This is a genomic window from Kitasatospora sp. Root107, from assembly GCF_001424875.1.
Taxonomy (GTDB): Bacteria; Actinomycetota; Actinomycetes; order Streptomycetales; family Streptomycetaceae; genus Kitasatospora.
In genome coordinates, this window is record NZ_LMCT01000011.1 from 246,488 (window position 1) to 271,007 (window position 24,520).

Below are 24,520 nucleotides of genomic sequence, written 5' to 3' on the forward strand. Positions count from 1 at the left end.
AGGCACGTCCAGACACGGCTTGCCGTCAAGAAAGCGAGACAGTCGACACATGGCTCCGACCACCGAAACCAAGGCATTCTCCCTCAGCGCCGAAGAGCTTGAGAAGTTTCACCGGAACGGTTACATCGGCCCCTTCGACCTGTACGAGAAGGACGAGATGGAGGCCAATCTCCAGGCTCTCCGCCCGAAACTGCTGAATACGAAGAAGGCCATTTACGGCGGCGGCCAAGCGGTCTCCGGAAACACCAACCTGGCGAACTACGACCGCCACCTGGACGTCGACTTCCTCGCGGACCACATCACCCGGCCCGAGATCGTCGACCGGGTCTCCAGCATCCTCGGCCCTGACACCCTCTGCTGGCGCTCCGAGTTCTTCCCGAAGTACCCGGGCGACGAGGGCACGGACTGGCACCAGGCCGACAACTTCTCCAACGTCGCCGGGTCCAAGCACCCGCAGATCGTCTGGCCCGAGGATGCCGACTTCGGCGGCACCATCACCGTCTGGACGGCGTTCACCGACGCCAGCATCGAGAACGGCTGCCTGCAGTTCATCCCGGGCTCGCACCGGACGATGAACTACGACGAGTCGAAGACCATGGACTACAACCCGGACGCCATCAACAGCACCGAGAAGAACGGTATCCGCCGGGGCTTCTTCGGCCACGACTACCGCCAGCTCCAGAAGGACCCGAACTGGAGCCCGGACGAGTCCCAGGCCGTCTCCCAGGTAATGCGTCAGGGCCAGTTCATCGTGTTCTGGTCGACCCTGATGCACGCCTCCCACCCGCACAGCGGGCTCACCGACCAGATGCGCCTCGGTTTCGCCGGCCGCTACCTGCCGACCTCGGTGAAGGTCTACCCGTACTCCACGGAGCTGGAGGAGTTCGGCGGCCAGGCGACCCTGGACCAGTTCGGCAATGTTCTCACCACTGGTCAGGACACCTTCCAGCACAACCGTTTCGTCACCAGCACGGTCAACGGTCACCCGTTCCGGTCCCGCTAGAAACCGAAAGGAAAATCACCGTGTCGAACAGCGCACAGAGCACCCGGTCCCTGAACCAGGAAGAGCTGGAGCAGTGGGTCGTCACCACCTGCCGGGACCTCGGGCTCGACCTCGGGAACACCGATGCCGACTTCTTCGAGGCCGGCGGCAACTCGCTGACCGCGATCCGGCTGATCGCGCAGGCGGACGAGGAATTCGGTGAGGACGTCCTGTCGCCGGAGGACCTCTTCGCCCGGAGTGGTGTGCGGGAGATCGCCGCCTCCATTCTCCAGAACTCGAAGGAGTGAGCGGGCCGGCCGTGCGGCCTGACAGCGACCGATGGATGCCAGTTCTCCGGAGAGCCACCGGGGCCCGCCGCATCCGGCTGATCTGCTTCCCCTATGCGGGAGGCGGCCCCGACGTCTTCAGGGGCTGGGGCGACGGCCTGGACGACGGAGTGGAACTGGTCGCTGTCAGGCTGCCCGGCCGGGGCCTCCGCCTGACCGAGGCAATGTACGACGACTGGGACACCCTGCTGGCGGACACCTTCGCCGTGCTCTCCGCGTCCGGCGTCCTCGCCGCCCCGCACGCCTTCTACGGCCACAGCTTCGGAGGGCGGCTGGCTTACGAGATGACCCGGCTGGCGGCCGACGCCTGTCCGGGCGCCACCCGGCGGCTGTTCGTCTCCGGCAGCCGCAGTCCCAACTCTCCACAGGCGCGCCCCTATCTGCACGAACTGCCGAAGGACCGCTACCTCGACGCGGTCCGCGCCATGGGCGGCACACCTGCGGAGATTCTGGACAACAGCGCCATGATGCGGCTGTTCCTGCCGACCATGCGGGCCGACATGCGGCTGGCGGAACTGTGGGACGACCGGCACGGGACACCGGGCGTGAACGTCCCGATCACCGCGCTGTACGGGCGTCACGACCCCGTCGACGGACGGGACGCCATGCGCGACTGGCAGCTCTACACCAGCCGCGGCTGCGACCTGGTGGAACTGCCCGGCGGCCACTTCTTCCTGGACACGCACCGGGACCGACTGCTGGAAACGATCAACGAGAGGCTGGGGGGATCCTCATGACCGCACCGCACCGCCCGACGCCTGCCGCACTGGCGGCACACCGGGCGCTCAACCACGGCACCACCTCCCCCTACCCCGAGCTCGGGGTCAAGGAGCTGTTCGAGGCCCAGGCAGCCCGCCGTCCCGCCGCCACCGCACTCGTCCACCCCGGCGGGAGCCTCGACTACCGCACACTGGACGGGCTCGCCAACGACCTCGCCGCCCGCCTGAGCGCGGCGGGTGTCCGCCCCGGCGACACCGTGACCGTGCGGATGGCCCGCTCCGCCGAACTGATCATCGCCCTGCTGGCCACGGTCAAGTGCGGTGCCGCCTACCTCCCCGCCGACCCGGCCTGGCCCGACGACCGGCTGCACGCCCTGCTGGAACGCACCGGCGGCACCCACGTCCTCACCCGGGCCGACGACGCCGAGGACGTGCTGGCCCGGCTGCCCGGCCGGCACGTCCTCCCGGTCGAACAGGGCTCTCTGACGGAGCGACAGGACTCACCGGCGTACCGCGGCTCGCCGGACGACATCGCGTACATCAACTTCACCTCCGGCTCGACGGGCACCCCCAAGGGCGTACCCGTGCGCCACCGGGGCATCGTCCGGCTCGTCCACGATGCCCGCTACGCCCGCCTGGACGAGGACACCGTCCTGCTCCAGCTGGCGCCCGCCTCCTTCGACGCGGCCACCTTCGAGATCTGGGGCGCTCTGCTGCACGGCGGCACCTGTGTGCTGTACCCCGATTCCTTCATCCGGCTCGGCCGGCTGCGCCGGGTCCTGACCGAGCACAGGGTGAGCGTGCTCTTCCTCACCACCGCGCTCTTCAACACCGTCGTCGACGAGGCCCCGGACACCCTGGCGACCGTGACCACCGTCCTGACCGGCGGAGAGGCGCACTCCCTCACCCACATGGCCACCGCGCTGCGCGTGTACGGAACCGAACGCATCGTCAGCGTCTACGGGCCCACCGAGTGCACCACCTTCGCCACCTACCACCCGGTCCGCCAGCTGCACCCGGACGAGTCCAGCCTCCCCATCGGCCGCCCCATCCAGAACACCCGCGCCTATGTCGTGCAGGACGGCCGGCTCTGCGAACCGGGCGAGACCGGTGAGATCCTGCTGGCCGGTCCCGGCCTCTCCCCGGGCTACCTCGGCCTGCCGGAGACCAACGCGCGCCAGTTCGTCGACCTCGACCTCGACGGGGTACGGGAACGGCTCTACCGCACCGGCGACCGCGCCTGCCTCTCCGAGCGTGGCCACCTCGTCTTCCAGGGCCGCCTCGACGACCAGGTCAAGGTCAACGGTTTCCGCATCGAACTCGGCGAGATCGCCTACCACTTGGATGCGCACGTCGGAGTGCGGCAGAGCTTCGTCACCACCCGGCCGAACGGCCAGGGCGGACAGGAACTCGTCGCCTTCGTGGTGCCGGACGCGGCAGGGCGCGCTCCCGAGGAGTTCCGCGCCCACCTGCTCGTCCGGCTGCCCGCCTACATGGTCCCGTCCGTCGTCCGGCTGTGCGAGGCGCTGCCCCTGACCGCCACGGGCAAGGTGGACCGGCGGGCCCTGCTGGCCGGTCACGGCGCTCTTCCCGTCTCCGTGGGGGTGTCGTCATGAGCACCTCCCTGCCCGACCGGAGCCTGGCCCACGAGTTCCCTTTCCTCGACGCCGCGCACGACGAATTCCGCGCCCTGGTACGGGAGCAGCTCGCGGAGCACGTACTGCCCCACGCCGACGTCTGGGAGGAGCAGCGCCGCATCGGCACCGACGGCTGGAAGGCGCTCGGCGCGGTGGGTCTCCTGGAGGTCGGCCACACGGGCGACGACTTCCTGCGCAGCGCCGTTCTGCTGGAGGAACTCGGCGCGACCGGCTACGCCGGCGTCCGGGCCTCCGTCGGCGTCCACGCGTACATGGCCCTCTCCTACGTCCTGATGTTCGGGACCGCGGAGCAGCAGGCGGCGCACCTCCCCGCCGCCCACCGTGGCGAGCGGGTCACGGCGCTGGCCATCACCGAGCCCGACGCGGGCTCGGACCTGCGGGAGCTGCGGACGTACGCCGCGCCGCGTGGCGGCGACGCCACGGCCGGCTTCGTGCTCGACGGCCACAAGAGCTACGTCGCCAACGGCACCGGTTCCGGCCTGCTCGTCGTGCTGGCGCGGACGAGCCGGCCCGCCGGCACGGCCGCCCGGGGACTGACCGGGGCGAGCCTGCTGCTGGTCGACGCCGACAGTCCGGGCATCACCCGGCGCCCACAGCCGATGGCGGGCTGGCGTGCCGCCGACATCGCCGAGATCGACTTCGCCGGCGTCGAGGTCCCGGCGGACGCCCTGCTCGGCCGCCGCGACCGCGCGCTGCTCCAGCTGATGCGCGCCCTCGACTTCGAACGCCTCGTTGCGGGCCTGCTGGCGGTCGGTGGCGTACGGCACACCCTGCACCTGGTGGACCGTCACGTCCGCACCCGCCGGGTCAAGGGTGTGCCACTCGGCTCGCTCCAGGCAGTGCGGCACCGACTCGGCGAGCTGTACGGCGAATTCGACCTGGTGCGCCGCTACGCCCACCACGCGGCCTGGCTGCACTCCCGGGGACGGCTCGACACCCGCACCTCCTCGGTGCTGAAGCTGCGCTCCACCGAACTGGCGCTGTCCGCCGCCCAGGTGTGCGCCCAGTACCACGGGGCGCTGGGGTATCTGGAAGGCTCCGAGGTCGCCCGGGTGCACCGGGACGCGACCGCCGGCACGATCGCCGCGGGGGCCAGCGAGCTGCTGCGCGACATGATCTTCGAGGCGAACTGAGATGGCCCGTAAATCCGCCGGGGTGGCGGTGGCCGTCGCCGTCACCACCGTGCTCCCGCTCACCGTCGTCGCACTCACCGCCATCGGCCTGCCCCGCACCGGCGCGGGCACCGGCTCCGGTGCCGGGCCGCAGCTCGGTGCCACCGGCCACTTCTTCCTCGCCGTCGCCGCCGTGCTGGCCGCCTCCCACCTCGGTGGCGTGCTCGCCCAGCGGCTCGGGCAGCCCCGGGTCATCGGGGAGATCTGCGCCGGCCTTGCCCTGGGGCCTTCGCTGCTCGGCAAGCTGGCGCCGGACGTACTGGCCTGGCTGTTCCCGCACAGCACGCTCGGCCCGATCGACGGGCTGGCCCAACTCGGCCTCGTTCTCTTCATGTTCGGGGTGGGCCAGGAACTCGCCGGCATGCGGCTCCGCGGCGCGGCGGCCCGGGCCGTCCTGGTCAGCCAGTCCTCGGTGCTGGTGCCCTTCGCCCTCGGCACCGTCATCGCCGTTCCACTGGCCGCCCGGTACGCCGGCCCGAACGGCAACGGCCTCGCCTTCGTCCTCTTCATCGGCTGCGCCCTGAGCATCACCGCGTTCCCCGTTCTCGCCCGGCTCCTCGCCGACCTCGGGATCTCCCGGACCGAAGCGGGACGGCTGAGCCTGTTCGCGGCGGCTGTCGGCGACGGCGCCGGCTGGCTCGCCCTCGCGGCGATCCTGGCCTCCGTACACGGCTCGAACCCCACCACGCTGCTGCTCAACGGTGCCGCCGCGGTCGCCGTGGTGGTGCTCTTCCTGGGGCCGGTCAAACGGCTGCTGGCCCGCTGGGCCGAGCGCGACCACGGCAGCGCGGCGACCGTGGCGGTCCTGGTCGTCTGCGTCTCGGCCGCCGCGACGCTCACCGCGGCGATCGGCGTGCACCAGCTGATCGGTGCCCTGCTGGTCGGGCTCGCCTGGCCGGCCGCCCCGGTGGCCGTCACCGAGCGGCTGACCGGCACGGCCAAGGGCGTCCTGCTGCCGTTCTTCTTCTTCGGCTTCGGCCTGACGGTGGACCTGAGCGCGCTGGACTGGGACGGCGGGACCATCCTGGTCTTCCTCGGGCTGCTCACCATGGCCACCTTCGGAAAGATCGCCGGGCCGGGTCTGTGCGCGTGGCTCACCGGTATGGAGCGCAGGCCCGCCCTGGTCGTCGGTGTCCTGCTCAACGCCCGTGGCCTGACCGAGCTGATCGTCATTCAGATCGGCTACGGCGCAGGGATCATCGACGCCCGGATGCTCGCCATTCTCACCCTCGTCGCGCTTGGCACCACCGTGATGACCAGCCCGCTGCTGCGCCTGCTCGCGGGCCCCGGCCGCCGACCGGGTGCCACGCCGAGCGAAACACCGGTGCCGCCCCGGGAGCTCGCGTCCCGCAGCTGAGCCGTGCCCGACGGCGGTCCACCGCCGCCCCTCCCGCACCGGCCGCCGGTGCCTTGGGACGCCACCAGGAAAGGACAGACCGAGAGCATGCCCACCGATGTGGACTTCCATCTCCCCTTCACCGCGCCGAAACCGGTGCCGGACGCGGTCGAGCAGGCCCAGCGGCGCGGCGTGGACTGGGCCGTGCAGCACGGCCTGCTCCGGCCGACCGACGCCGCCGTGGGGTACTTCCTGGCCATGCGACTGGCCGATGTCGCGGCCGGCTTCTGCCCCAAGGCCGGTGGTCCGGATCTGGACCTGATGACCGATGTCATCACCTGGACCGCGGTCTGCGACGACTTCTTCGACGGCCCGGCCGGCGACGACCCGGCGTTCGCCGCCGCCGTGGTGGCCGCACTCACAGCGGTGACCGGGGCGAAGGGGCCGGTCACCGCCTCCGCCCCGGCCGGGGCGGAGGGACTGGCCGCCGCCACCGCCGACCTGTGGGCGCGGCTGCACGCTCCGATGACCGAGCAGTGGCGCGACCGGGCGGGCCGCAGCTGGGCCCGCTTCCTCCGTTCCTTCCTCGCCGAAGCCGACGCCCGGCGCGCCCGTACCGTCCCTGACCTGGCCGGCTACCTCGCTCTGCGCCGGGAGACCATGGCGATGTACGTGTACCTCGACGCCGCGGAACGGACCGGTCGTTACGAGGTCCCGGAGCGGGTGCTGGCCGATCCGACGCTGCGCCGGCTGAGCGAGCTGCAGATCGACATCCTCGCCCACTGCAACGACGTTCACTCGGTCGAGCACGAGGAGGCCCGGGGCGACACGCACAACCTGGTGCTCGTCCTGGAGGCCGGGAGCCGTCGCCCGCGCGGGGAGGTGATCGAGGAGATCCGTCGCAGGGTCGGCGGGCTCACCGAGGAGTTCCTGCACAACGCCGCCGGGATACCCGGCCTCCTGGTGCGCCTGTCCTGCGACCCGTACGAGCGGATGAGCACCGACCGCTACATCCGAGCCATGACCCACCAGCTCCGGGTGACCTACGACTGGTCCCTCGCGACCAGGAGGTACGCCGGTCAGCTCGCGGCCGGGCGGCGGCCGGAGTACCTGACCCACGGCGCCGCACCGCGCGGCGTACGGACCGGAAAGGCGCGCTGACCATGCCCGGCACCCTCCCTCACGCCTTCCTCCCCACGCCCGTCCTGCCGGGCGGAGTCCCGTTGCTCGGTCACGCCCTTCGGCTGGCCCGGCGGCCGCTGCACTTCGTCGAGGAACTGCGCGACCACGGCGAGGTCGTCGTCTTCAGAATCGGCACCCGGCCGGCCTACATGGTCAGCACCGGGGAACTCCTGAAGGACATCCTGATCACCCATCAGAGCAAGTTCGAGAAGGGCGGCAGCCTGTTCGACCAGGCCAGGAAGCTGCTCGGGAACGGTCTCGCCGCCTCGAACGGTGAACTGCACCTGCGCCAGCGCCGGTTGTCGCAGCCGGCCTTCCACCACAGCCGGATGGCCATCTACGCCCGCGCCGCGATCGACTCGGTCGCAGCCGTCTCCGGTTCCTGGCGCGACGGCCAGGTACTGGACCTGGGCCGTGACCTCAACGGCATGACCATGGAGATCCTGGCCAGAACGCTCTTCTCCGGCCTCACCCCGGAGGCGGCCGCCGAGATCCGGCGCACCCTGCCCGCCCTGGTCGCGGGCGTCGGACGACGGGCCTTCCTGCCGGTCGATTTCGTTCACAGGCTCCCGCTCCCGGTGAACCAGCGCGAGGCGGCCGACCTGCGGCGGCTCTACGAGGTGGTCGACGGCATCATCGCGGACTACCGGGCCGGCGAGCTGGACCAGGACGACCTGCTGTCGATGCTGATGCTGGCGCGCGACGAGCAGACCGGTGAGGGCATGACCACCCATCAGATCCACGACGAGATCCGGTCGATGATGGTGGCCGGCACCGAGACGTCGGCCACCCTGCTGCTCTGGGCCTTCCACGTGCTGAGTTCCCGCCCGGATGTCGAGCGTCGAGTGCACGCCGAACTCGACCAGGTGCTGGCGGGCCGCCCGGTGGCCTACACCGACCTGCCGCGACTCGAATACCTCGGCAGGGTCATCCAGGAACTGCTGCGGATGTACCCGACCGGCTGGATCCTGACCCGTCGCACCACCGCCGAGGTCAGCCTCGGCGGCCACCGCATCCCCGAGGGAGCGGACGTGTTCTTCAGCCCGTACGCCCTTCACCGCGACCCGGCGGTCTTCCCCGACCCCGACCGGTTCGACCCGGACCGCTGGCTCCCCGAGCGGGCCGGGTCCATCCCCCGCCATGCCTTTCTGCCGTTCGGGGCGGGCGTACGCAAGTGCATCGGCGAGTCGCTCGCCTACGCCGAGATCACGATCGCGCTCGCCGCGCTCGCCGGCCGCTGGCGGCTGCGGTCCGTCACCGACCACCCGGCCCGGGCGGTGGCCCGCTCCACCCTGCGGCCGAAGGAGTCCCTCATGCGGGTCGAGGCACGGCAGCCGGTCGAGGCACGACACCCGGAGAGGACGGCACCATGACGACGGCTCCGGTACGCGGGACCGCACACACCCTGGACCAGGCGGACCTGCGCTCCATGCTGGCGGAGGTCGAGGACGGACTGCGCACGTTCCTTGCCGGTGAGAGCCGACGCCAGTCGCCCGCGGACCCGAGGGCCGGTGCCCCGGCCCGGGCTGTCACGGAGCTCATCAGGGCCGGCGGCAAGCGCCTGCGCCCGAGATTCCTGCTCAGCGGCTACCTCGCCGCCGGCGGCCGGCCGGACAGGAGACCGGTTCGGGCCGCCATGGCCCTGGAACTCCTGCACGCCGCAGCGCTCATCCACGACGACGTGATGGACGATGCAGACCGCCGCCGCTCGCAGCCGACGGTCCACGCGCGGCACGCGGGCATCCACCGGGCGAGCGGTTGGTTCGGTGAACCCCGCCGCTACGGCGAATCGGTGGCGGTCCTGGCCGGCGACCTGGCCTGGGCGTACGCCGACTACCTGATGGCCGACCTCTCCCCGGCGGTCACCGAGGAGTGGTTCGAGCTCAAGGCCGAACTGATAGCCGGCCAGGCCCTGGACGTCGCCGCCGCGGTCGAACTGACCCCCGACGCGGACCTGGCCCGGCAGATAGCGGTGCTGAAGTCGGGCCGGTACACCATCCACCGCCCGCTGGTGCTCGGTGCCCTGCTGGCCGGCCGCACCGATCTCACCGCCGTCTTCGAGCAGTACGGGGAGGCCCTCGGAGAGGCGTTCCAGCTGCGCGACGACCTCATCGACGCGTTCGGCGACAGCGGCACGAGCGGCAAACCGGCGGGTGGGGACTTCGGCCGCGGCAAGATGACCCTGCTGCTCTCACTGGCAATGCGCTCCGACGTCGGCATCCGCGCCCTGGTCGAGACCGGCGAGATCGCCGTCATCCGCGACCGCCTCCGCGGCAGCGCCGTCCACGCCCAGGTCGAGGCCCGGATAGCCCACCTCGTCACCCGCGCCCGCGCCACCCTCGACACCGCCGGCCTGTCCCCGGAATGGCGCGCCCAGCTCGCCGCCACGGCAACCCTGGCCGCGTACCGGAACAACTGAGCACTCGGGGGTCGCATCCGATCTCAGGCAATCACCGGCTACCTCCACGCGTGGCGCGGCGGCTTCCGGTGGGGGCAGGCGACTGCCAAGGTGAGGATTCGCTGTCGCGGCCGAGAGGACGGGGACCGGATGACGATCAACCAGGTACTGACCATCGACCAGGTGGTCGAGCGGATGCGGGAGATCGGCGCGGGACTGGCGGAGCCGGACGGGGTGGCGGTCTTCAACCGGATGTACCTCACCGTCACCGAGCTGATCCGCGACCAACTGACGCAGGCGCACTTCGACGACCCGGTCGCCGTCGCCGAACTGGACGCCGCCTTCGCGGCACGCTACCTGGCGGCCGTCGACGCGAACAGCGCGGGACACCGGCCTACGGCCTGCTGGCGACCGCTGTTCGAACTGCGCTGGCACCCGGGCATCCACCCGCTGCAATTTGCCTTGGCAGGGATGAACGCGCACATCGAGCACGACCTGCCGCTCGCCGTACTGGACACCTGCCGAACGCTGCACTGCGAGCCGCTCGAGCTCGAGGACGACTACCTGCGGATCAACGCTCTGCTGGCCCAGGTGGAGAACGAGGTACGCGACGAACTGCTGCCCGGCCCCGAAGTGCTCGACCTTGCCGACCCACTGCTGCACGTGATCGGCGTCTGGAGCATCGACCGCGCCCGCGACGCCGCCTGGGCCACCACCCTCACACTCTGGGAACTACGCGAGATCCCATTCGTCCGGGACGCCATGGCCGCGACGCTGTCCAGCTCGGTCGGCATGGTCAGCCGAGCACTCCTGACACCGCTCAACGGACCGGGCAATGCCGGGGTACCGCAGTCCGCCGTCACCGGCCCTGGGCCGGCCGTATGACGGCGAGGACGCTCTGGGGGCCTGCACCAACGAGATCCTGAAGGCGCGTCAGCACCTACTCGTCCCCGCCCTCCTGGATGGGAACGGCACCCGACTCGTTGTCGTGGGTGTCTGGAAAGCTGCGGTGCGGGACAGCGGGGTGGTTGACGGTGGGAGCTGGTGAAGTGGGTTTCGAGGATGAGTGAGCCGAGAATGACCTCGCTAACCCGCCAGAACCTGGTGGAGTGGGCCGGTGAAGGCAGCGGCGCGACCGCTGACGCCGGCACGGTGGCGGCCTGGACTGCAAGTCAGCCGCTCCGAGATTCTCTACGACCCCGACAGTGATGAGGACGAGGCTCTGGCCGAACTGAAGCGGCTCGCCGGCGAGCTCACGGAGATCGACCCGCCGGCCTTCGACGGCTACCACGGGTTCATCTGGGCGGAGTTCATCGATCGCCGGCTCTGGTAGCCAGGGGCCCCACAGCAGTCGCGAGGCACGGTCCGACCGTGTAGTGCGCTACAGAGGGATCACCCGGTAGCTCAACGCCGCATCGACGATCTGCTCCCCAGAGGCACCTCGCAGTTCGGCGGAGGGATGGAAAATCAAGTCCGTCACACGCGGATGGGACACGTTCGCTTCGAGGAGCCGCAGGTAGTAGTCACTCTCAGGGTCAGCTGCCAGAACCCTCCGTACGATCTCGGCGAGTTCGCCGCGGCTGATGTCAAGCACCTGGGGACGGAACGGGCGGGCCGCCTCCATGGCGAACTCCCCCAGGCTGCGCGCCCCCTGGTACTCGGCGAAGTCGAGCGCCGCGTACTCGTGCCCGGTCATCTCGTTGAAGGCGTCGATCGCCTCCGCCACACCAGGCTCGCCGTGAGAGGTCAGGTCGGCGATCCGCTCGATCTCACGGCTGAGCTCCGCGAGGCGCTGTCGCGGCACGGGCGGGGGTTGGAGCTCTGGTCGCAGATCCATGACCCGCATTATGCGTGGTCGGCCTCCGACGGAAGCTGCCCTGCTCCACCGTGGGCGGGGACTAGGAGCTGTCCGGCCGATCACGACGATCCCTCCGAACGGTCCCGTACCACCGGCCCGTACCCGCGCCGGGGCCTGACCCCGGGCCCGCTGCCAGGGCTCTCACCCCATCCGCCCCGGACCCGGTGACTTGCGTCGGGGCCGTGGTCTCGCGCGGCGGACGCCCGGACCTGCCGGAGGGGGACTGCGAAAGCACGGCGCGCAGTGCGTCCGCAGATCTGACGTACCCTCACTCGGGACGAACGACGGTGCGGTGATGGGGGCTGAGGATGACGGGGAACCTGAGAGCGGAGAAGGTCGGCCGGTACCTCTACCTGCTGGCTCTCCTGCTGCTGCTGGTCGAGGTGGTCGGCTTCGCCGCGACGCTCCGGTCAGGCGCTCCGGTCGGGCTGCAGGCCCTGCATCAGCCGCTCGTCCTCCTCCCGGCCGGTGCGCTCGCTTTCTTCCTGGCGCTCCTGAAGGGCACTCGGCCGGGGGAGCGGTCGATCTTCTGGATGACCCTGGCAGTGGTGGTGGTCGTCTTCCCTGTCGGTTTGGTTGTCCTGTCCTCGTCTGCTGACGAGACAGGACGTCACGCCGCGCCGGGCCGTGCCGACCGCGAGCTGGTGGTGGAGAAGGACCGGGACTTTGAACCGTACGTCCGGATCTACGTCGAGCAGGGCAGTGGCTTCACTGCCCGCCGCTGGAAGGTCGGTGCCGTCAGCGGTGACGGCCTGGTCGGTGTGGAGTGGGACGGTCCGGACCGGATCAAGGTGACCACTGTCCCTGGTAAGGAGCGCGAGGTCCAGCTGATCGAGCTGGCGCCGGACGGTGCCCCTCGGACCGTAGTGAAGTAGCGCGACCGCCGGGTATCGCTGGCCGCTCGGCACCGAACCAGTTTCGTCCAGGACGAAAGACAAGCACGTCGCTGGGGCGCTTCTGCCGTCACCCGGCAGACGGAGTCGAGATCTCCGGCGCGGACAGGTTGTTGGCGGACAGGTAGACGCTGTCGGACGCCGGGTCGAGCCAGAACGTTGCCGAATCGGCCAGGGCCAGCTCACGGTCGAGCTTCGCACTGTGCAACCAGACGGCGCCGTTCGGCAGGAAGGCGGCGAGAACCGGGGAGACCTTCGGAAGCGCCGTATCCCTGGCCTCCCGCCCCTTCAGTAGGCGGGCCACCTCCCCTGGCTGGAGCCGCAACACCGCATCGATGTAGTAGTCGGACGGCCCAGGCACCCGCCCGCCCGAGTTGTCGTGCGGGTCGAACTGCCAGTGTGCCCCGACGATCTGGCCCAGCTTCGGCAGACGTGCGGTCAGCTCCTCGGTGCTGGTGCGGACTTCGAGCTTGGTCGGCGCGGCGGCCGGTGGCGGCTCGGCCGCACTGCCGCACGCGGTTAGCGGCGCCGTCAGCAGCGCGGCCGCCAGCAGGCCGTTCCGTATCCTCATCGAACTCCCCCGATCGCGAGCGGGCCCCGGCACGGTCTGCCGAGGCCCGGTCGCGATCCTAGGGGTTTAAGGCAGCGGTCAGCAGCAACCGGCCCGGGGCCTGACTGCTGTTCAGCTGGTCGCCAAGGGCGGAGAACGCCCGCTCGGCGGCCCGCTGCCAGTCTGTGGTGGACCAGCGGTCGTCGGTCTGGTTGTCGGCGCTGCGGGTGGTGGAGCGGATCAGCGCGTGCAGGTGGAACGGCCACACTGCGTACGGGTTCTCGCTGACGATGGGGCGCTCAACGAGCCGTTGCGCGGCGGCTTCGTGGGTGAGGCCAGCGGCTTGGGTGGCCAGCGGGAGGTCGAAGGCGTCCAGTAGGGACACCGAGCGCAGGACGTGCCGCTCGTCGGGGGGAAGCCCCGCACCCGTCACCGCAGCGGCTCTTGTCATCTGGATGCGGTCCTGAACTCCGTTCCACCGCAGGCCGGACAGCACGCCGGACTCAGGCCCTGAGAAATTCGAGAATCGCTGCGGCCGCCGCAGCGGGATCAGCGGCATCGAGCTGTGAGTACTCGTCAGACACAGTGAACGGAGGCCGACCTCCCGGCCAGCACTCCACCTCGACCGCTTCGACGCTTCCCTCGACCCGGACGAAGAACAGCGAGTTGTCTCCTCCGTCGATTCCGTCCGGACGCTCGGTCACCAACCCTGGCACCTGCTCACGGACGAGCCGGAAGGCATCGTCCACGGGTCCACCGGTGTCACCCAACCAGGTACGCGTGTCCATGATCGGAATCATGGCATCCCAGCAAACCCGAGCAGTCGGTTTGATGCGCGGACGCACTCACTGATCGGCAGGACAGAGCCTAACGGACCATAGGATCTCGGCCATGGCCCGGTTTGACGACGTCAAGGAAGTGTTCGGGGCGCGCGGTCCTGGCCGTTGAGGCGCCGATGGCCGTCCCCGTGCCCACTCCTGACAGGGAGTCCTGGCGCTATCTGGGCAAGGCCCGTACTGGGGAGGGCAACCGGCCGTGGTCCGCGGGCGCCGGAGCGGGCTCGCTGGCCACCGGGCTGGCGCAAGGCGCATGGATGCTCTCACGCCTCCACAGCCTCGCTCCGGGCGCGACCGCGACCACCCAGGTCGACCGGTTCAACCCGGGACAGGCTCGCCTGCTGCTGGCCGAAGCCTTCGTATCCTCGACCGGGAAGCCCATCGCGGTAGCCGGAGGCCAACACGCGGCCAACGCCGAAGCTGCAGCCCGCGCGGTGCTCGCCCGCCTCACTGACGGCCCGTCACGCGTCCCTGGTGTCACTTGTGAGCCGCGACGCCCCCTCAACCTGCTTGCTGCGATGGCCCTGTGGGCGGGTCTCCCGATCTCCGGAGACGAGCTCGGCCTCGACGTCCTTGTGGTACGCACCTTGCCGACTGCCTGACGCTCTGCGGCGAGCCGCATCGCGTCCGGCGAACGTCAGCCGATGTCAGTACAGCGCACGCGTCGGCACTCCGCGCTGATACAAGGCTGCCCTGAGCGCTGCAGTGCGCCGGCCGACTCGGTCCAGCTGCGGACTTTGATGTCCGCGAGGCGGATCGTGGGGAGCCAGCCGTGGTGGGCTAGCAGGGAATCGCTGACGCTCGTCGATCTCGATGATCTGGTGCGGCCCGTCCGGATAGGTGAGAACGACGTCAAGGCGTGGACGCTCCCGACGGCCCGTGCGGTCCGTACAGCGGAGCAGACGTGTCATCGCTGCTTGCGGGCGCTCGTTCACCGGGATGGCTCCGCAGCGGCGACCGGGGCGCGGTAGGGAGAAAGGCGCAGTTCGTACCCGGTGGCGCGGCCGCTCTCGGTCAAGGCCTCGCCAGTGGATGTGACAGCTCGCCAGATCCAGGGTTGGACATGGGTGATGGCGATGCCGTCGTGCACCGGTCCGGTGCGCAGGAGGTCTCGGCCCTGGATGCGCACGGCCTCGAGCGACTCCGGATCCTGGTCGAGCAGGTCGACGCCCCGCTGTCGGCGGTCGCTCTGTACCAGTGCCGCTGTCTCCAGGAGTGTACGGAGCACGGTCGGCATGCCCGGGGGCTTGACCTGCTCCGAACTGCCGGGACTTGTCGCGGCCTCGCGGCCGTTCCCGTCCGCCGGCGAAGAGGAGGCGCGCTGCGCACGGGGCCGGTCGAGGCGGGGTAGGTAGTCGCCGAGGAAGGTTGCCAGTTCGCTCTCGGCCCGGGCCTCCGTTCCGGCCCAGGCTTCCGCGATGTGCGGCAGGACCGCCGCCCACGTCGTGTGGACGTAGTGGCAGCCCTCGGGTGCGCCGGACAGCGCTTTCACGGCCATGGTCGGGGTGACGTACAGCAAGTCGACCTGACGGCCCGGGTGGTGATGGCGAGCGAGGCTCAGATAGCGCTCGCACTGGCCGGGTGAGTGGCTGCCCGGCTCTGCCTTCAACTCGATCAGCAGTATCCGGTCGTCCCACAGCAGCGCGAAGTCCGGCCAGCCAGCCCGCTCAGCCCCGTCGCGACTGGGAAGTTCGAACTCGTCGACCAGCCGGACGGGCCCCGGACGTACCTCCCCGAAGGCAGCCGCATCGAGCAGCGCGACGAACCGCCTGCCGCGAGCTGTGGGCGTGTCGGCCTCGTTCCACCGCCGGGGTTCGTGACCGAGCATCAGACTGCTCAACGCCCGCTGGACGACAGCCTCTCGACCTTCCCGGACCTCCCGGCTCAGCAGCTCCGCGGCGGAAGGTATCGGCCGCACCTCTCGGCAATCGTCCACGACAGAGTTCTACCGCCCACACGCGACCGGCGCCGCGGAAACCGCGACATCCACAACCTGGCCGATCCGCAGGGCCGCGCGGGACGGCTCGGTCGGCATGGTCAGCCGGGCGCTGCTCACCCCGCCGAACGGCCGTGGCCGGCCTCCCGCCTGAGCGGGGAGCCGGCCACGGCCGGGAGAGGTCAGGCCCAGCTGGAGTGCAGCGGCTTGCCCTCGGCGTAGCCCGCGGCGCTCTGCACGCCGATGATCGCCTTCTCCTGGAACTCCGCCAGGCTGCGCGCACCGGCGTAGGTGCAGGAGCTGCGGACGCCCGCGATGATCGAGTCGATCAGGTCCTCGACGCCCGGGCGGGCCGGGTCGATGAACATCCGCGAGGTGGAGATGCCCTCCTCGAACAGCGCCTTGCGGGCGCGGTCGTAGGCTGACTCCTCGGAGGTCCGGTTGCGCACGGCGCGGGCCGAGGCCATGCCGAAGCTCTCCTTGTACTGGCGGCCGTTCGCGTCGGTGTGCAGGTCACCGGGCGACTCGTAGGTGCCGGCGAACCAGGAGCCGATCATCACGTTGGAGGCACCGGCGGCCAGCGCCATCGCCACGTCGCGCGGGTGCCGGACGCCACCGTCGGCCCAGACGTGCTTGCCGAGCCGGCGCGCCTCGGCGGCGCACTCCAGCACGGCGGAGAACTGCGGGCGGCCGACGCCGGTCATCATTCGGGTGGTGCACATCGCGCCGGGGCCGACCCCGACCTTGAGGATGTCCGCCCCGGCCTCGACCAGGTCGCGGACGCCGACGGCGGAGACCACGTTGCCCGCCACGATCGGGATCTGCGGGTCGAGACCGCGGACCGCGCGCAGTGCGCTGATCATCGACTCCTGGTGGCCGTGCGCGGTGTCCACCACGAGCACGTCCGCACCGGCCTCGACGAGCGCCTTGGCCTTGCCGGCCACGTCGCCGTTGATGCCGACGGTGGCGGCGATCCGGAGCTTGCCCGCCGCGTCGGTGGCCGGCGTGTAGAGGGTGGCGCGCAGCGCGTTCTTGCGGGTCAGCAGGCCGACCAGCTTGCCCTCGGCGTCGACCACGGGCGCGAGCTTGCGGTGCGCCTCGTTCAGCTTCTCGAACGCCGCGTGCGGGTCGATGCCCTCCTCCAGCAGCACCAGGTCACGCGACATCACCTCGGAGAGGCTGGTGAACCGGTCCACGCCCTGGCAGTCGGACTCGGTGACCACGCCGACCGGCTTGCCGCCCTCGACCACCACGACCGCGTTGTGCGCGCGCTTGGGGAGCAGTGACAGGGCGTCCGCGACGGTGTCGCCGGGGGCCAGGGTGACGGCGGTGTCGTGCACCAGGTGGCGCTGCTTGACCCAGCCGATGACGTCGGAGATGACCTCGGTGGGGATGTCCTGCGGGATGGCGACCAGGCCGCCGCGGCGGGCGACCGTCTCGGCCATCCGTCGGCCGGCGATGGCGGTCATGTTGGCCACCACGAGCGGGATGGTGGTGCCGCTGCCGTCGTTGGAGGAGAGGTCGACACCCTGCCGGGAGCCCACCGCGGAACGGCTGGGGACCATGAAGACGTCGTCGTACGTCAAGTCGTAAGCGGGCGACATGTCGTTCAGGAAGCGCATGAAAAGGGCTCTCTGGCTGGGAGAAGGTAGACCTCGGGTGCGGTTGCGGTCTGACCGCCGGGCGCACTCGGGCGCCCCGCACCCAACCGTCAATGTTCACCGATACCCAGGTCGAAAGCCAGTTCACACGGAATCCTTGATGATCCGTACAAGCTCGCCCGGGTGGCGTAGTCGCGTTGCTGTAGGAACCTACAGGCGCAGGGCCTAGTAGCCCTTCCAGTGCGAGCCGTAGCCCCGGGCGGCCGCCATCTTGTCCATCCCGCCGTAGACCGCGTCGCAGTAGCGCGAGCTGGCGATCAGGTTGTCAACGGGGTTGCGGATGTCGGTGTGGCCGGGCAGCGCGTAGGACTTGAAGGTCGGCTGGATCATCTGGGTCAGCCCGATCGACGGGGTGCCGGACTTGGCGTTGGAGTCCCAGCCGTTGACGGCCTTCGGGTTGCCGGTGGACTCGGACATCGCGGTCGCGCGCATCGCCTTGGCGGACGGGACGGGCTTCCCGGCGGCCTTGAGCACGTCGCGGGCCTCCTGGATCCAGCCGTCCAGGTTGTCGGCGTAGACGGGGGCCGCGGGCGCGGCCGGGGCGGGCTCGGCAGCCGGGGCAGCGACCGGAGCCGCAGCCGGAGCGGCGGCGGGCTCGGCCACCGGCTCGGCAGCCGGGGCAGCGACCGGGGCGGCGACCGGGGTGACCGGCTGCGCGGCGGCGGGCTCGGCGGCGAGGGCCTGGCTGACCGGGAGGATCGCGGTGACCGCGATCGCTCCGGCGACGCCGATTCCGAGCACCTGGTTGGGCAGCCGGTCGTACCGTATTCGGACCTTCGAGATGGTGAACGCACGCATGCCGCAGTACCTCCGGGTTGGGGGGAAGTGGGCGCCGCACTCAGGGCGCACTTCGAGACTGCGGGACGGAACGGGCCCGGGCAAGCACCGACCGCGGCATGACGGACGCCACACTTGACAGCAACTCAGCTCCACAGCAGCACAGTTGACGCCCCGTCAACACAGTCGGCGGCCGCACGGTGAAGAAGGTCACGTCCGCCGACGGTCCACAGTTCCGGTGCCGAAGGTCCCCTTGCCTCCCCGCCCGCAATCGCGGTGCGCGGGCTGTGACGAGCCCGTACGCTCGGCCGGACAGTCGGGGCCGGAGGGGCCGGCCCGACAACGGGGGTGGACCTTTGGATTCGGCGCAGACCGTACAGGCTGTGAACTCGCTCACCGCTCGGTGGGCCCGCGGTACCGCAGCCCGGGAGGGCACCGTTCTCACGGCGGTCGGGGTCTGGCCGCTGCTCGCCTTCCTCGCCACCGGGGCCGACCAGGTGGTCCGGCGCGAGTTGGAGGAGGCCGTCGGCGCCTCGGCCGAGCAGGCCGTGGGCCCGGCCCGCGATCTGCTCGCGACGCTGGACCGGCTGCCGGAAACCGGCGCCGCCCTGAGCGTGTGGACCGCGGCCGATCTCCTCCTCGAACCCGGTTGGGTCGCCGGACTGCCCCCCGGCACGCACGGCCTGCTGACCGGTGACCCTGTCTCCGACGCTGCCCGGCTCGACGGCTGGGCCGACCGGAGCACCGGCGGAATGATCCGGCGGATGCCGCTGACTCCGAGGCCGGACACCCGGCTGGTGCTGGCGGGTGCGCTGACCGTCCGCACCCGCTGGCTCCACCCCTTCCGCAGTGCCTGGGTCTGTCCCGAATCCGGGCCCTGGATCCACCAGGAGCTGGCGGGCCTGGCGCTGGCCGTGCCCCTGGAGCAGCTGCCGGACGCCCTGTCGCTCGCCGAGACGTCCGTCGGCCCGGTCACCGAACTGCGGCTGCCCGGCACCGGTGACATCGACGTCCACCTGCTGCTCGGCCCGGAGCGGGCAGACCTGGGTGACGTCCTCACCGTCGGCCTCGACCTGCTCGCCGGGCGCCACCGCCGGATTCCCGCCGCCGCCCTCCCCGACGGGACGCCCGGGCCGGGTCTGCGCATCCGGCAGCAGCTGGACACCCGGCCTGCGGACCGGCTGTCCGTCACCACTGTCCCGTTCAGCCTCGGTGCCGAGCACGACCTGCTCGCCACAGCTCCGCTGTTCGGCCTCGACGCTGCCACCGGCCGGTCCGCGCACGGCTTCACCGGCATCAGCCCGGCGGAGCTGCTGATCGTCTCCGAGGCCCGCCAGACGGCCACCGCCACGTTCGGCGCGGCCGGCTTCGAGGCCGGTGCCGTCACCGCCGTCGGCATGACGCGCGGCAGCGGCGGAAGTGTGGCGCAGCACCGGGTCAGGCACGTGCAGGTCGACTTCGACCGTCCGTTCGCCTTCCTCGCCGTGCACCGCCCGTCCGGCCTCGCCCTGGCCGCCGGCTGGCACACCGTCCCGGAGCCCTACCTCGGCACCGAGGACGACGACTGACAGCAGGCCCGGCAGCCGCCCGCCGCACCGGGCCTGACGCACCGGTGGCCCGGCCGGCCGTCAGCGGTGCGCTGACGGCCGGGCCACCGGCGGGTGGATCCGGTCAGGCGATCGAGAAGTCGTCGCCGTAGACGCCGCCCTGGCCGTACCAGCCGTGCAGGTAGACCGTGACGGTGCCGGAGGCGCCGGTGGTGAAGGGGACCGTGAGCTTGGTCCAGCTGCCGGAGCCCGGCGTCCAGGTGCTGGCCGTCGCGCCGCCGCTCACACCGAGGTAGGCGTAGCTGCCCTGGACCCAACCGGACAGCGTGTAGGCGGTGTTGGGCGCCAGCGTGACGGTCTGGCCGCACTGGCCGGTCTGCGAGGCGGTCGCGGCCGCCAGCAGGGCGTGGGTGCCGCCATGGGCCGGGGTGGAGACCACCGCGCCGCCGGTCTGGCAGGTCCACGGGGCCAGCGTGCCGGCCTCCAGGCCGCCGTTGACCAGACCGGTCGGGGTGCCGGTGCCGGTCACCGTCAGGGTGTAGGTGGCGGTGTGGCTGCCGGAGGCGCCGGTGGCCTTGACGGTCAGCGGGTAGCTGCCCGGCACGGTGGCCGCCGTGGTGCTGATCGACAGCGTGGCACCCGAACCGGCGTTCACCGTACCGGGGTTGACCGCAGCGGTGACGCCCGCCGGAGCGCCGGTCACGGTCAGCGCCAGACTCTGTGCCGCCCCCGAGGTGACCGCCGTCGAGACGGCGGCGGTCGTACCGGAGCCCGCCACGACCGAACCGGCCACGGGCGCGGCGGTCACCGAGAAGTCGTTCACCGGAGTGGTGGTCCCGCTGGTGTACGGCGCGAAGATCCGGCTGAAGTCCCAGGTGCCCTGGCTGATGCCGGAGCAGCTGTCGGAGCCCGCTGTGCCGACGCAGCCGCCGTTGTCGCGCTGGAGCGCCCAGAACGAGAGCGTGTTGACGCCCTTGGAGAGCGCCCAGTTGTAGACCGTGGTGGCGTTCGCCAGGGTGAAGGTCTCGGCCGGACCGAAGTCGTCGATGCCGATCATCTCGATGATGCCGATCGAACCCCACAGCTGCGCCGGGGTCCTGGTCGGGTAGAGCTGGGCCAGTTGGTTGTACAGGCCGGTGGTGGCGGTCTGGGTGTCGGTCGCCATGTTGTGCGCGGCGTTGTCGTAGTAGTCGAACGTCATCTGGTTCACGACGTCGATCCGCGCGTTGTTGGCGATCGCGTTCCGCAGCACGTTCAGCCCGTTGTCGGCCAGCCCCTGGGTGGTGGTCGGCAGGGTGTACGAGAACTGGATCGACCGGCCGTTGGCCGCCGCCCAGTCCTGGACCAGCTTGATCGCCTTGTTCCGGCGGTCGATGCCGCCGCTGTTGGTCAGCGAGTTGTCCTCGATGTCCAGGTCGATCCGGCTCACCTCGTACGTGGTGATGACCTTCTCGAAGGCCGCCGCGATCTGGTTCACGTCGGTGCAGCTGTCGGCGAGTTCGGTGCCGGTGTTGTCCGCCGTGTAGCCGCCGAAGGACGGGATGACGTCCCCGCCGTTGGCGCGGATGGTGGCGATGTCGGCGCCGAAGACCGCCGAGGAGACCGGCATCGCGGCGTCGCCGTTCCAGAGCGGCGTGCAGGAGCCCTTGGCGGCGGTCTGCAGGAAGGCCATGGTGAGGTTCTTGGCGCCGGACTGCGCGGCCAGCGCGGCCGGGTTGGCGCCCGTCCAGGCCTCGAAGTACGGGGCGAAGATCCGGGTCGGCAGCGGGGTCGCGGCCTGAGCGGTGGCTGTGCCCACCGTCATCAGGCCGGCCGAGGCGGCCAGGGTCGCAAGGGCGGCCACGACGGCCTGGGCTGATCTACGTAGGCGCATGGGTTCTCCAACAGACGGGTGGACGTTGGTGGTTGGTGCCACGTGTGCAGCCTCGGCCGGAGCCGTGGCGGAACGCCCGCGCCAGGGGCACCGGGGCGGGGACGGCGGTGCGGGGAGCACGGTCGCCGTACGGGTCGGGGGTGGTCGGGAGCTGGGCAGGGCAAGCCCCGCCGGCCGGATTCACACCCCACAGCGCATCCCGGTCGGATGGACAACGCTTATCGTTGGACTAGACCAGTCGTCTGTCAAGAGTCCTAATAGTTCGCCACCAAAGCCTTTGCCGGCGCTTGCCCGGCCCACTACCTCCGAACAGCACAACGGCCGACGGACCGTCAGAAACGGTCCGTCGGCCGCACGGCGGGCCATGGAGCAGTCGCGCCAGTCAGCGGACCGCCGCCACCAGCGAGTCACTGACGGACCGCCAGGCCACCCCGGCCTCGCGGAAGCCCGCCTCCCGCAGCCGGCCGGTGTGCCAGTCGGCCGGGTGCACCGCGCCGTCCTTGTGGTCGCGGTAGACGGTCGAGCGGGCCGCCACCGGTTCGGCGAGCAGCGGGTCGGCGGCAGCCGCGGCCCACCAGCCCTGCCAGTCCTGCACGCCCTCGGCCAGCTCGCGCTCGCGGCGGCGCAGCTGGTACGCCTCGTCGGCAGCGCGCAGCAGCGGGATGTCGGTCTCGGGTGTGTGGTCGGCGTTCAGGAAGAGGCCGCCGGGGCGGACCAGCCCGGCCAGGTCCCCGTAGAGCCGGAGCAGGTCCTCGGTGTCCAGCCAGTGCAGGGCGGTGGCGGTCAGCACGGCGTCGTACGGACCCTCCGGGAGCGCGGCCGCCCACTGCGGGTCGCGCAGGTCGGCGGTGACCAGGGTGAGCCTGCGCTCCTCGGCGAAGTGGCCGCGCGCGATGGTGAGCAGGGCCGGGTCGAGGTCCACCCCGACACTGACCGCCGCCGGGAACCGGGCGAACAGGCGCTCGCTGATGCTGCCCGTCCCGCAGGCCAGGTCCAGCACCCGGGGCGCCGGCCCGGCGACCGCCTCGACCAGGTCGAGCATCACTCGGAACCGCTCCTCGCGGTCGACCATGTACCACTCCTGCTGGCGGTCCCAGCTGCGCTGCCAGGCGTTCCAGTCGTTCATGTCCGCTCCCTAGGTAATGACCCCTATGGCTCTTCGTCCATTACGCAGCTTAGGGAGTAGCGGGTAACGCCCGCAAGCACTTAGCAGTCATTACTTTTCGGTCGAGGTTTGGCCGCCCGCTCCGCACTCCGTAGAGTTCGACCGGTAACCAGGTAGGGCGGCAGAGGAAGCAGTGCGGTAATGGCGGGCGAGACCCAAGGCACCGAAGAGCAGATCGAGTACGGCCCGGGCATCGACCCCGCACGGCTGGAGCTCTGCCTCAGCGTGCTCGCCGAACTGGACAAGCTGGACGTCGACCACCCGGACGCGATCACCGTCCGGCAGGCCGTCGGCGGGGTGTTCCGCACCCTCAAGCAGCGCCGCCGCCAGGAGACCCGGGCCCGGAAGACCGCGCACGACCGCGCCGTCACCGCCGCCACCGCGACCGGTGCGCCGGGCCGGATCGACGACGAGACGGCCGGGGCCTTCGGCCTCACCACCGCCACCACGACCGAGATCGCCGGGATACTCGAGCGCCCGCGCTCCTGCTACACCTGCAAGCAGCGCTACTCCGAGGTGGACGCCTTCTACCACCAGCTCTGCCCGAGCTGCGCGAAGGACAACCGGGCCCGCCGGGACGCCCACGCGGACCTGACGGGCCGTCGGGCGCTGCTCACCGGCGGCCGGGCCAAGATCGGGATGTACATCGCGCTGCGGCTGCTCCGTGACGGTGCCCACACCACGATCACCACCCGCTTCCCCAACGACGCGATCCGCCGCTTCAAGGCGATGCCGGACAGCGCCGACTGGCTGCACCGCTTGAAGATCGTCGGCATCGACCTGCGCGACCCGGCCCAGGTGGTCGCGCTCGCCGACGAGGTGGCCGCCGACGGGCCGCTGGACATCCTGATCAACAACGCCGCGCAGACCGTACGCCGCTCCCCCGCCGCCTACCGCGAGCTCGTCCTGGCCGAGAACGCCCCGCTGCCCGCCGGTGAACTCCCCAGCTCCACCGTGATCGGCAGCTTCGGCAGCGGCAGCGTGGACCGCCCCGCACTGCCGGGCCAGGGCGGGCCCCGCGAGCTGATCAGTGCCGAGGACGTCACCGCGCTGGCCCTGGTCAGCGGCTCCGCCTCGGTCGAGCGGATCGCGGCCGGCACCGCGATCGACGCGGGCGGCCTGGTGCCCGACCTGCACGACTCCAACAGCTGGGTGCAGACCGTCAGCGAGGTCGACCCGATCGAGCTGCTGGAGGTCCAACTCTGCAACTCCACCGCCCCGTTCATCCTGGTCAGCAAGCTGCGCCCGGCGATGGCGGCTTCCAAGGCGCGGCGCAAGTACGTGGTGAACGTCTCCGCCATGGAGGGCCAGTTCAGCCGCGGCTACAAGGGTGCGGGCCACCCGCACACCAACATGGCCAAGGCCGCGCTCAACATGCTGACCCGCACCAGCGCCAAGGAGATGCTGGAGAGCGACGGCATCCTGATGACCGCCGTGGACACCGGCTGGATCACCGACGAGCGCCCGCACCCGGACAAGATGCGGCTCGCCGAGGAGGGTTTCCACGCCCCGCTCGACCTGGTCGACGGCGCGGCCCGGGTCTACGACCCGATCGTCCGTGGCGAACTGGGCGAGGACCTGTACGGCTGCTTCCTCAAGGACTACGCCCCCTCCCCCTGGTAGGAGTTGA

24 protein-coding genes are annotated in these 24,520 nt (G+C 71.0%); 15 read left to right on the top strand and 9 right to left on the bottom strand.

Annotation, left to right across the window (positions count from 1 at the left end; genetic code table 11):
• Window positions 1-49: 49 nt before the first annotated feature.
• The 11 genes from ASC99_RS11195 to ASC99_RS11245 all read left to right on the top strand — a co-directional run bounded on the left by ASC99_RS11195 (window position 50) and on the right by ASC99_RS11245 (window position 11,127).
• A complete protein-coding gene (locus ASC99_RS11195) occupies window positions 50-1,003 on the top strand; it encodes a chlorinating enzyme (protein ID WP_057230772.1) in 954 nt (317 codons plus the stop codon).
• 20 nt (window positions 1,004-1,023) lie between these two features.
• Complete coding sequence (locus ASC99_RS11200) at window positions 1,024-1,290, top strand: phosphopantetheine-binding protein (protein WP_063857057.1); 267 nt, start codon at window positions 1,024-1,026, stop codon at window positions 1,288-1,290.
• 35 nt (window positions 1,291-1,325) lie between these two features.
• Window positions 1,326-2,066 (top strand): thioesterase II family protein, encoded by a 741-nt coding sequence (locus tag ASC99_RS11205; RefSeq protein ID WP_057230976.1) that lies wholly within the window; start codon window positions 1,326-1,328, stop codon window positions 2,064-2,066.
• The gene (locus ASC99_RS11210; protein WP_057230773.1) at window positions 2,063-3,664 is read left to right on the top strand and encodes an amino acid adenylation domain-containing protein; all 1,602 of its coding nucleotides are present in this window, start codon (window positions 2,063-2,065) and stop codon (window positions 3,662-3,664) included. The genes ASC99_RS11205 and ASC99_RS11210 overlap by 4 nt, the downstream gene beginning before the upstream one ends.
• Window positions 3,661-4,839, top strand: a complete 1,179-nt coding sequence (locus ASC99_RS11215) for an acyl-CoA dehydrogenase family protein (protein ID WP_057230775.1) — start codon at window positions 3,661-3,663, stop codon at window positions 4,837-4,839. The genes ASC99_RS11210 and ASC99_RS11215 overlap by 4 nt, the downstream gene beginning before the upstream one ends.
• Before the next feature lies 1 nt (window position 4,840).
• Window positions 4,841-6,235, top strand: coding sequence for a cation:proton antiporter (locus ASC99_RS11220; RefSeq protein WP_082598242.1), 1,395 nt, complete (start codon window positions 4,841-4,843; stop codon window positions 6,233-6,235).
• A gap of 87 nt (window positions 6,236-6,322) precedes the next feature.
• Window positions 6,323-7,375 carry a hypothetical protein gene (locus ASC99_RS11225; RefSeq protein WP_057230780.1) on the top strand — a complete coding sequence of 351 codons (1,053 nt, stop codon included), beginning with the start codon at window positions 6,323-6,325 and terminating at the stop codon, window positions 7,373-7,375.
• Window positions 7,376-7,377: 2 nt separating this feature from the next.
• Window positions 7,378-8,769, top strand: coding sequence for a cytochrome P450 (locus tag ASC99_RS11230; RefSeq protein ID WP_057230782.1), 1,392 nt, complete (start codon window positions 7,378-7,380; stop codon window positions 8,767-8,769).
• On the top strand, window positions 8,766-9,815 hold the full coding sequence (locus tag ASC99_RS11235; RefSeq protein WP_235502404.1) for a polyprenyl synthetase family protein: 1,050 nt from the start codon (window positions 8,766-8,768) through the stop codon (window positions 9,813-9,815). Before ASC99_RS11230 ends, ASC99_RS11235 begins: the two co-directional genes overlap by 4 nt.
• Before the next feature lie 129 nt (window positions 9,816-9,944).
• Window positions 9,945-10,679: a DUF5995 family protein gene (locus ASC99_RS11240; protein ID WP_057230784.1), complete on the top strand. Its 735-nt coding sequence runs from the start codon at window positions 9,945-9,947 to the stop codon at window positions 10,677-10,679.
• 232 nt (window positions 10,680-10,911) lie between these two features.
• Entirely contained in the window at window positions 10,912-11,127 is a 216-nt protein-coding gene (locus ASC99_RS11245; protein WP_057230787.1) for a hypothetical protein, read from the top strand.
• A 48-nt stretch (window positions 11,128-11,175) separates the two neighbouring features.
• Here the strand turns inward: ASC99_RS11245 and ASC99_RS11250 are convergent, their stop codons facing one another.
• Entirely contained in the window at window positions 11,176-11,631 is a 456-nt protein-coding gene (locus tag ASC99_RS11250) for a hypothetical protein (RefSeq protein WP_235502405.1), read from the bottom strand.
• A gap of 329 nt (window positions 11,632-11,960) precedes the next feature.
• On the opposite strand from ASC99_RS11250, the gene ASC99_RS11255 reads away from it, so the two are divergent.
• A complete protein-coding gene (locus ASC99_RS11255; RefSeq protein ID WP_057230790.1) occupies window positions 11,961-12,527 on the top strand; it encodes a hypothetical protein in 567 nt (188 codons plus the stop codon).
• Between the two features lie 88 nt (window positions 12,528-12,615).
• Here ASC99_RS11255 and ASC99_RS11260 read toward each other — a convergent pair whose 3' ends face one another.
• From ASC99_RS11260 to ASC99_RS11270, 3 genes are read right to left on the bottom strand one after another with little or no spacing between them, the layout of a single operon-like run.
• Window positions 12,616-13,116, bottom strand: coding sequence for a hypothetical protein (locus ASC99_RS11260; RefSeq protein WP_057230792.1), 501 nt, complete (start codon window positions 13,114-13,116; stop codon window positions 12,616-12,618).
• Between the two features lie 58 nt (window positions 13,117-13,174).
• Window positions 13,175-13,546, bottom strand: coding sequence for a hypothetical protein (locus tag ASC99_RS11265; protein ID WP_157531480.1), 372 nt, complete (start codon window positions 13,544-13,546; stop codon window positions 13,175-13,177).
• A gap of 52 nt (window positions 13,547-13,598) precedes the next feature.
• Complete coding sequence (locus tag ASC99_RS11270) at window positions 13,599-13,883, bottom strand: hypothetical protein (RefSeq protein WP_157531481.1); 285 nt, start codon at window positions 13,881-13,883, stop codon at window positions 13,599-13,601.
• A 167-nt stretch (window positions 13,884-14,050) separates the two neighbouring features.
• On the opposite strand from ASC99_RS11270, the gene ASC99_RS11275 reads away from it, so the two are divergent.
• Window positions 14,051-14,533 (top strand): hypothetical protein, encoded by a 483-nt coding sequence (locus ASC99_RS11275; protein WP_057230797.1) that lies wholly within the window; start codon window positions 14,051-14,053, stop codon window positions 14,531-14,533.
• A gap of 329 nt (window positions 14,534-14,862) precedes the next feature.
• Here ASC99_RS11275 and ASC99_RS11280 read toward each other — a convergent pair whose 3' ends face one another.
• From ASC99_RS11280 to ASC99_RS41685, 3 genes are all read right to left on the bottom strand, one after another.
• The gene (locus ASC99_RS11280; RefSeq protein WP_157531482.1) at window positions 14,863-15,759 is read right to left on the bottom strand and encodes a hypothetical protein; all 897 of its coding nucleotides are present in this window, start codon (window positions 15,757-15,759) and stop codon (window positions 14,863-14,865) included.
• A 290-nt stretch (window positions 15,760-16,049) separates the two neighbouring features.
• On the bottom strand, window positions 16,050-17,489 hold the full coding sequence (locus tag ASC99_RS11285; protein WP_057230801.1) for a GuaB1 family IMP dehydrogenase-related protein: 1,440 nt from the start codon (window positions 17,487-17,489) through the stop codon (window positions 16,050-16,052).
• Window positions 17,490-17,693: 204 nt separating this feature from the next.
• Window positions 17,694-18,326 (bottom strand): transglycosylase SLT domain-containing protein, encoded by a 633-nt coding sequence (locus tag ASC99_RS41685; RefSeq protein WP_057230803.1) that lies wholly within the window; start codon window positions 18,324-18,326, stop codon window positions 17,694-17,696.
• Window positions 18,327-18,688: 362 nt separating this feature from the next.
• On the opposite strand from ASC99_RS41685, the gene ASC99_RS11295 reads away from it, so the two are divergent.
• Complete coding sequence (locus ASC99_RS11295; protein ID WP_057230806.1) at window positions 18,689-19,873, top strand: serpin family protein; 1,185 nt, start codon at window positions 18,689-18,691, stop codon at window positions 19,871-19,873.
• A gap of 103 nt (window positions 19,874-19,976) precedes the next feature.
• Here ASC99_RS11295 and ASC99_RS11300 read toward each other — a convergent pair whose 3' ends face one another.
• The gene (locus ASC99_RS11300) at window positions 19,977-21,725 is read right to left on the bottom strand and encodes a glycosyl hydrolase family 18 protein (protein WP_057230808.1); all 1,749 of its coding nucleotides are present in this window, start codon (window positions 21,723-21,725) and stop codon (window positions 19,977-19,979) included.
• Window positions 21,726-22,107: 382 nt separating this feature from the next.
• Window positions 22,108-22,851 carry a trans-aconitate 2-methyltransferase gene (locus ASC99_RS11305; protein ID WP_057230810.1) on the bottom strand — a complete coding sequence of 248 codons (744 nt, stop codon included), beginning with the start codon at window positions 22,849-22,851 and terminating at the stop codon, window positions 22,108-22,110.
• 180 nt (window positions 22,852-23,031) lie between these two features.
• Between ASC99_RS11305 and ASC99_RS11310 the strand changes: the two genes are divergently transcribed.
• Window positions 23,032-24,513, top strand: coding sequence for an SDR family oxidoreductase (locus tag ASC99_RS11310; RefSeq protein ID WP_057230811.1), 1,482 nt, complete (start codon window positions 23,032-23,034; stop codon window positions 24,511-24,513).
• Window positions 24,514-24,520 lie beyond the last annotated feature (7 nt).